The sequence below is a fragment of the Bauldia sp. genome (genome assembly GCF_020442045.1).
Lineage (GTDB): Bacteria > Pseudomonadota > Alphaproteobacteria > Rhizobiales > Kaistiaceae > Bauldia.
The window spans coordinates 1-8,244 of the sequence record NZ_JAGRLA010000127.1 but is presented as its reverse complement, the minus strand read 5'-3'; the positions used below and the strand labels follow the sequence as shown (position 1 = coordinate 8,244).

Sequence of the window (8,244 nt, the reverse complement as noted above, 5' to 3'; positions counted from 1 at the left end):
TGTTCGTCGCGACGAGCTGATCCCGCGCGAGACCTTCCGCTACGGCGATCGCGTCCGCGCCTATATCTACGACGTGCGCCGCGAGCAGCGCGGTCCGCAGATATTCATGTCGCGGACCCATCCGCAATTCATGGCGAAGCTCTTCGCCCAGGAGGTTCCCGAGATCTATGACGGCATCATCGAGGTGAAGTCGGTCGCCCGCGATCCCGGCAGCCGCGCCAAGATCGCCGTCATCTCGCGTGATTCCTCCATCGATCCCGTCGGCGCCTGCGTCGGCATGCGCGGCAGCCGCGTCCAGGCGGTCGTCAACGAGCTTCAGGGCGAGAAGATCGACATCATCCCGTGGTCGCAGGATGCGGCTACCTTCATCGTCAACTCGCTGCAGCCGGCCGAAGTCGCCAAGGTCGTGCTCGACGAGGACGCCGAGCGCATCGAGGTGGTGGTTCCCGACGACCAGCTCTCGCTTGCCATCGGCCGGCGCGGACAGAATGTCCGTCTCGCTTCGCAGCTCACCGGCTGGGATATCGACATCCTCACCGAGCAGGAAGAGTCGGAACGCCGGCAGAAGGAATTCCAGGATCGCACCATCCTGTTCACCGAGGCGCTTGACGTCGATGAGGTCGTCGCCCAGCTTCTGGCCTCCGAGGGCTTCGTCTCGATCTCGGAAATCGCCTATGTCGAGCTCGACGAGCTCGCTTCCATCGAGGGCTTCGACGAGGAGACCGCGGTCGAATTGCAGAGCCGCGCCGCCGAATACCTGGCGCGGATCGAGGAGGAGCAGGACGCAGAACGGAGGGCGCTTGGCGTCGCCGACGAACTGAGGGACATTCCCGGCGTCACCACGGCGGCCCTCGTCGCGCTCGGCAAGTCCGACATCAAGACGATGGAGGATTTCGCGGGTTGCGTGCCTGACGACCTGATCGGCTGGGTCGAGCGCAAGGACGGCGAGTCGACCCGCTTCCCCGGCGCGCTCGACGGCTTTGACATTTCGCGGGCCGAGGCCGAGGAGATGATCATGCAGGCGCGGATCAAGGCCGGCTGGGTCACGGAAGAGGAATTGAGGGCCGAGGAAGAAGCCGCCGCTGCCGCCGAGGAAGAGGCGGCGGCCGAAGGCGAGGCGACGCAGCAGGTCTGACCGGGGAGCGACGATACGAATGGCGCCGCGCGCGCGGGAACCCGAGCGGACCTGTATCGTCACCCGGCGCAGCGAGCCGGTCGAGCGGCTCATCCGGTTCGTCGCCGCGCCGGACGGTACGGTGGTCGCGGACCTCAGGCGGCGGTTGCCCGGACGCGGGGTCTGGGTGACCGCGGATGCCGAACACGTGCGGATCGCGGAGCGAAAGCGCCTCTTCCAGCGTGGGCTCGGTGCCGGCATTCGGGTCGAGCCGGGACTCGCCGAACGGGTGGCTGGCAGCCTTCGCCAGGCGGCCGTGTCGGCCTTGTCCTTCGCCCGCAAGGCGGGGACGGTGGTGACCGGATTTGCCAAGGTCGAGGCGGCGCTCGGCAAGGGAACGGTGATTGCCCTGGTGCATGGCGCGGAGGCCGGCACCGACGGAATCGCCAAGATTGCAGGTGCGGAGCGGCGGTATCGCGGCGACCGCAAGGACCCGTTGCCGGTGATCCGGCTATTCGCGGGAGAGGAATTGGATTTGGCATTCGGCCGGACAAATGTGATACATGCAGCGTTGCTCGCTGGACCGGCGAGTATCAACGTGCTGAAGCGTGTTCGGGCCTTCGCCGATTTCGTCGGCGGGGATACAGGTGTTGGCGAGCCCGGGAACGGGTTGGTCGAGCAAGACAAAGTGTCTGCGGGATTGTAGGGAATTCATGACTGAGACGACCGACAAGACGTTAACGGTGACCCCGAAGAAGACGCTGGGCCTGAAGCGCGGCAACATCGAGCGGGATACCGTCCGGCAGAGCTTCTCGCACGGTCGCACCAACACGGTGCAGGTCGAGCGCAAGAAGCGTCGCGTTGTCATGCCGGGCGAGGCCAAGGCCGAGACGGCGGCGCCGCGCGCGGCGCCCGAGCCGGAAAAGGCAGCGGCGCCCGAGCCGGTGGCGGAGAAGGCGGCGGCCCCGGCGGCACCTGCCGCGGGCGTGGTTCTGCGCCATCTCTCCGATGACGAGATCGATGCCCGTGCCAAGGCGCTTGCCGATGCGAGGGTCCGCGAGGCCGAGGAGCGCAAGAGCGCGGAAGAGGCCGCGAAGCGCCGCGCCGCCGAAGAAGCGCGCCTTGCCAGGGAGCGCGAGGAGGCCGAGAGCCGTCAGGCCGAGGAAGACGCACGCCGCAAGGCCGAGGAGGAAGCCCGCAGCCGCGCCGAGGACACCGCGCGCCGGCGCCTCGGAGATGACGCCGCACCGCCGCCCCCGCCCGCCGAGGCCGCGACGACCGAGCGGCCGCGCCCGGCGGCGAAGGCGGCTGCCGTTCCGGCCGATGACGAAGAGCCCGGCATGCTGCGCGGCAGGATCAAGACCAAAGCCCCGGCCGAGCCGCGGCCGGTCAAGCGTCCGGAGGAGCGCCGCCGCGGCAAGCTGACGCTCGGCAACGCGCTCGACGACACCGAGCGTGCCCGTTCGCTCGCCTCGATCCGCCGTCGCCGCGAGCGCGAGCGCGCCCGCACCCATGACCAGGGACCGCGCGAGAAGATCGTCCGTGAGGTCGTCATTCCCGAGACGATCACCATCCAGGAGCTCGCCAACCGAATGGCGGAACGCGCCGTCGAGGTGATCAAGCTGCTGATGAAGCAGGGCCAGCTGGTCAAGGCCGCCGACATCATCGATGCCGACACCGCCCAGCTGATCGCCGAGGAGATGGGGCATACCGTCCGTCGCGTCGCCGAGTCCGACGTCGAGGAGGGCCTGTTCTCGATTGCCGACGACGAGGCCGACCTCAAGCCGCGTCCGTCGGTCGTGACCATCATGGGCCATGTCGACCACGGCAAGACGTCGCTGCTGGACGCGATCCGGGAGGCCGATGTCGTCACCGGCGAGGCCGGCGGCATCACCCAGCATATCGGCGCCTATCAGGTCGAGCAGGACGGCCAGAAGATCACATTCATCGACACCCCCGGCCACGCCGCCTTCACGGCGATGCGCGCCCGCGGCGCCAAGGTGACCGACATCGTCATCCTCGTCGTGGCGGCCGATGACGGCGTCATGCCCCAGACGATCGAGGCCATCAATCACGCCAAGGCGGCCGACGTCCCGATTATCGTCGCGATCAACAAGATCGACAAGCCGGAGGCCGACGCCAACCGCGTCCGCACCGAGCTGCTGCAGCATGAGGTCTTCGTCGAATCGATGGGCGGCGAGATTCTCGATGTCGAGGTTTCCGCGGCGCAGAAGACCAATCTCGACAAGCTTCTGGAGGCGATCCTCCTCCAGGCCGAGGTGCTTGAGCTCAAGGCCAATCCCGACCGCGAGGCCGATGGCACGGTGATCGAGGCCAAGCTCGATCGCGGCCGCGGACCGGTGGCCACGGTGCTCGTCCAGCGCGGTACGCTGCGCATCGGTGACATTCTCGTCGCCGGCTCCGAATGGGGCAAGGTGCGGGCGTTGATCGACGACCGCGGCAATGCCGTGGAAGCGGCGGTGCCGTCGATGCCGGTCGAGATCCTCGGCTTCCAGGGCGCTCCGGAGGCCGGCGACCGTTTCGTCGTCGTCGAATCGGAAGCGCGTGCCCGCGAGGTGACCGACTACCGGGCCCGCCAGAAGCGCGAGAAGGCGCAGGCGCGGCTGACCGGTGCCCGCGGCTCGCTCGCCGAGATGATGAACCAGCTCCAGGCGAGCGGCCAGAAGGTCTTCCCGCTGGTGGTCAAGGCCGACGTCCAGGGCTCGGTCGAGGCGATCCGGCAGGCGCTGGAATCGCTTGGTACCGACGAGGTCGCGGCAAGGGTGATCCATGCCGGCGTCGGCGGCATCACCGAATCCGACGTGACGCTGGCGGCGACGTCGGAAGCCGCGATCATCGGCTTCAACGTCCGCGCCAACGCCCAGGCGCGCAACGCAGCCGAAGCCGAGGGCATCGAGATTCGCTACTACAACATCATCTACAATCTCGTGGATGACGTGAAGGCGGCGATGTCCGGCATGCTGTCGCCGGAGTTGCGCGAGACCATGCTCGGCAATGCCGAGATCCTCGAAATCTTCAACATCTCGAAGGTCGGCAAGGTCGCCGGTTGCCGGGTCACCGACGGGGTCGTCCAGCGCGGCGCCAATGTCCGCCTGATCCGCGACAACGTCGTCATCCACGAGGGCAAGCTGTCGACGCTCAAGCGCTTCAAGGACGAGGTCCGCGAGGTGCCGAATGGCCAGGAATGCGGCATGGCCTTCGAGAGCTACGAGGATATGCGCGTCGGTGACGTCATCGAGTGCTATCGCGTCGAGGAGATCGCGCGCTCGCTCTAGGGGCTTCTCCCGGGGTTCCGGCAGCCACCTGCCGCGTCGGTCGAGGGGCCGGCGTGGTCGGCAGCGATCCCTTGCCGGCATGCCCGCCAGCGGCAGGTACGATGATGGCCAAGAAATCCGCCCACGGCTCCGCTCCCTCGCAACGCCAGCTTCGCGTCGGCGAGCTGGTCCGTCATGCCCTGTCCGACATCATCCTCCAGGGCGAGATCCACGATCCTGCGATCGAGGGCATGGTGGTGACGGTGCCCGAGGTGCGCATGTCGCCGGACCTCACCGTCGCGACCGTATTCGTCATGCCGCTCGGCGGCGAGAACGGCGAGGCGGTGGTCTCGGCCTTCGAGCGCAGCAGGAAATTCCTTCGCGGCGCGGTGGCGCGGCGCGTCGACCTGCGGCGCGCCCCCGACCTCCACTTCCGGCTCGATACCTCCTTCGACGAGGGCGACAGGATCGATGCGCTGCTGCGCTCGCCGGAGGTCAAGCGCGATCTCGGGGAGGGCGAATGATGGCGTCGAGTCTTGCCAGTGCGTCCTTCGAGGCTCGCGCTTGGCGCTCGCACCTCAGGATGGCGAACGTATCGCGCGGGGCCGACCTGCCGGAATCGTATACCATCTCCGTCATCCTGGGGTGCTCGGGCAGGGCCCGAGCCTCGAAGGACGCACGGATACTCCGCTCCGGGGCAGCCTGATGGCAAACCGCAAGCGTAAGGGCCGGGACGTTTCCGGCTGGCTCTGTCTCGACAAGGCCATCGGCCAGACGTCGACGGCGGCGGTCGGCTCGGTCAAGCGCCTGTTCGGGGCGGCAAAGGTCGGCCATGCCGGCACCCTCGATCCGCTGGCCTCCGGCATCCTGCCGATCGCCCTGGGCGCGGCCACCAAGACCGTGCCCTTCGTCCAGGACAGCCGCAAGCTCTATCGCTTCACGGTCCGCTGGGGGGCGGAGACCGATAGCGACGATTCCGACGGCGAGATCGTCGCGACATCGGACGAGCGGCCGGATCGCGCGTCGATCGAGGCGCGTATCGGCGATTTCGTCGGCGAGATCATGCAGCGTCCGCCGTCCTTCTCGGCGATCAAGATCGCCGGCAATCGCGCCTACGACCTTGCGCGCGAAGGCGAGGTGGTCGAGATCGAGCCGCGGCCGGTGGTCATCCACCGCTTCGAGCTGGTCGAGGTCCCGGATGTCGACCATGCGGTCTTCGAAGCCGAATGCGGCAAGGGCACCTACGTCCGCTCGCTCGCCCGCGACATGAGCCGGGCCCTTGGTACGCTTGGCCACGTCGTCGCCCTCAGGCGGTGCGCGGTCGGCCCCTTCGTCGAGGCGAAGTCGGTGAGCCTCCAGGATCTCATCAAGGCGCGCGAGGAAGGCCCAGCCAGTGATCTCGACCGTTTCCTGCTGCCGATCGCCACCGCGCTCGCCGCCCTGCCGGAGATCGCCTTCGGCCGCAACGACGCCGCCGAGATCATGCGCGGCGGCTCGGTGCTGGTGCGCGGCGGCGATGCGCCGATCGTCTCCGGCACCGTCCAGGCGACGCTGGCCGGCCGTACGATCGCGATCGGCGAGGTCGACCAGGGCGAATTCCATCCGCGCCGGGTGTTTCGGGATTGATCCTTCGGCGAGAAAAACAAGCGATGCCAATGACTTGTGGCGACATGTATTTCGCTGGCAATTCGTCGGCCTTTCGGCCATATTCCCCACGCATTCGCCAGCGGCCTTTGGTTGCCGCGAAAGCTTTTCCGTTTTCCGACCGTGCTGGACGACATCCCGGCACCGGCCGTATCCACCGGCAGGGATCGATCCCTGTCGACATTCCAGAAAGGAGACCCGATGTCGATAACGGCAGAGCGCAAGCAGGCGCTCATCGAAGAATATGCCACCAAGCCGGGCGATACCGGCTCGGCGGAAGTCCAGGTCGCGATCCTCTCCGAACGGATCGCCAATCTGACCGAGCATTTCAAGTCGCACGCCAAGGACAACCATTCCCGGCGCGGACTTCTGAAGCTGGTCAGCCAGCGCCGCAGGTTGCTCGACTACCTGAATGGTGTCGATTCCGGGCGCTACCGCACGCTGATCGAGCGCCTCGGACTGAGGCGCTAGGAGCGTTTTGAGGCCGGTGCCGTTCGTCCGTTCGCGGAAAATACGGCCCCGGATGCACTCCGCGCGGCGGCATGGGGCTGCCGCGCCAGGAACAGCGGACCGGATTGGGGCCATGGCAGGATCGCCAGACGCTTTCTCGTGACGGGTTTGTCCCGGGAGAGCCTCTCGTCGTCTTGCCCATGGCTCGCCTTCGCGTCCGTATGACGTATGAAAGGATGAACCATGTTTGATGTCCAACGAGTCGAGATCGAATGGGCGGGCCGCCCGCTCGTGCTTGAGACCGGCCGTATCGCCCGCCAGGCCGATGGCGCGGTCCTCGCCACCTACGGCGAGACCTCCGTGCTTGCCACCGTGGTCGGCGCCCCGGAGGAACGCCCCGGGATCGACTTCTTCCCGCTCACCGTGAACTACCAGGAGAAGACCTTCGCCGCCGGCAAGATCCCCGGCGGCTTCTTCAAGCGCGAGGGCCGCCCGAGCGAGAAGGAGACGCTGACCTCGCGTCTGATCGACCGGCCGATCCGCCCGCTCTTCGCCGATGGCTACAAGTGCGAGACCCAGGTCGTCACCACCGTCCTCAGCCACGATCTCGAGAATGACCCGGATATCGTCGCCATGGTCGCGGCCTCCGCCGCCCTGACGATTTCGGGCCTGCCCTTCATGGGGCCGATCGGCGGCGCGCGCGTCGGCCTCGTCGCCGGCGAATTCGTCCTCAATCCGCAGATCGACGAGATGGCGGAATCGAAGCTCGACCTTGTCGTCGCCGGTACGGCCGACGCGGTGCTGATGGTCGAGTCGGAAGCGCAGGAGCTGTCGGAAGACGACATGCTCGGTGCGGTGATGTTCGGCCACAAGGGCTTCCAGCCGGTGATCGACGCGATCATCCAGCTCGCCGAACGCGCCGCCAAGGAGCCGCGGGAGATCAAGACGGCCGATCACTCGGAACTCTACGCCAGGGTTCGTGAGGTGGCCGAGAACGACCTCCGCGTCGCCTACGCGATCCCGGTCAAGTCCGAGCGCCGCGCTGCCATCGACGCCGTCAAGGAGAAGCTCGTCGCGGCCCTGGTGCCGGAAGGCGCCGAGGACGCGCCGTCGCCGCAGCTCGTCGGCCAGATGTTCAAGAATCTCGAAAAGGCGATCGTCCGCGGCGACATCCTCGATCGCGGCATCCGCATCGACGGCCGCGACGTCAGGACTGTCCGTCCGATCGTCGCCGAGGTCGGCCTCCTGCCGCGCACCCACGGCTCGGCGCTGTTCACCCGCGGCGAGACCCAGGCGCTGGCGGTTGCCACGCTCGGCACCGGAGACGACGAGCAGTTCATCGATGCCCTGGAGGGGACCTACAAGGAATCCTTCATGCTGCACTATAATTTCCCGCCCTATTCGGTCGGCGAGACCGGACGGATGGGCTCGCCCGGCCGTCGCGAGATCGGCCATGGCAAGCTCGCCTGGCGGGCGGTGCGGCCGATCCTGCCGGCCCATCATGACTTCCCCTACACGATCCGCGTCGTGTCGGAGATCACCGAGTCCAACGGTTCGTCCTCGATGGCGACCGTCTGCGGCACCTCGTTGTCGCTGATGGATGCCGGCGTGCCGCTGAAGCGGCCGGTGGCCGGCATCGCCATGGGCCTGATCAAGGAAGACGATCGCTTCGCCGTCCTGTCTGACATCCTTGGTGACGAGGATCACCTCGGCGACATGGACTTCAAGGTCGCCGGTTCCTCCGAGGGCGTTACTTCGCTG

7 protein-coding genes are annotated in these 8,244 nt (G+C 67.3%); all 7 read left to right on the top strand.

The genetic code is table 11. From position 1 onward, the window contains the following. On the top strand, positions 1 to 1,135 hold a 1,135-nt coding region (gene nusA, locus KDJ86_RS14460), incomplete at its 5' end, for a transcription termination factor NusA (protein WP_291747179.1). A gap of 19 nt (positions 1,136 to 1,154) precedes the next feature. Beyond that, positions 1,155 to 1,820: an RNA-binding protein gene (locus tag KDJ86_RS14455; protein ID WP_291747176.1), complete on the top strand. Its 666-nt coding sequence runs from the start codon at positions 1,155 to 1,157 to the stop codon at positions 1,818 to 1,820. Positions 1,821 to 1,827: 7 nt separating this feature from the next. Next, positions 1,828 to 4,410 carry a translation initiation factor IF-2 gene (infB, locus tag KDJ86_RS14450; protein ID WP_291747174.1) on the top strand — a complete coding sequence of 861 codons (2,583 nt, stop codon included), beginning with the start codon at positions 1,828 to 1,830 and terminating at the stop codon, positions 4,408 to 4,410. Between the two features lie 104 nt (positions 4,411 to 4,514). Next, positions 4,515 to 4,913 (top strand): 30S ribosome-binding factor RbfA, encoded by a 399-nt coding sequence (gene rbfA, locus KDJ86_RS14445; RefSeq protein ID WP_291747172.1) that lies wholly within the window; start codon positions 4,515 to 4,517, stop codon positions 4,911 to 4,913. 181 nt (positions 4,914 to 5,094) lie between these two features. Continuing rightward, entirely contained in the window at positions 5,095 to 6,015 is a 921-nt protein-coding gene (truB, locus tag KDJ86_RS14440) for a tRNA pseudouridine(55) synthase TruB (protein ID WP_291747170.1), read from the top strand. A gap of 219 nt (positions 6,016 to 6,234) precedes the next feature. Next, on the top strand, positions 6,235 to 6,504 hold the full coding sequence (rpsO, locus tag KDJ86_RS14435) for a 30S ribosomal protein S15 (protein WP_291747167.1): 270 nt from the start codon (positions 6,235 to 6,237) through the stop codon (positions 6,502 to 6,504). Positions 6,505 to 6,726: 222 nt separating this feature from the next. Next, the coding region (gene pnp, locus KDJ86_RS14430; RefSeq protein WP_291747164.1) for a polyribonucleotide nucleotidyltransferase at positions 6,727 to 8,244 on the top strand (1,518 nt) is incomplete at its 3' end.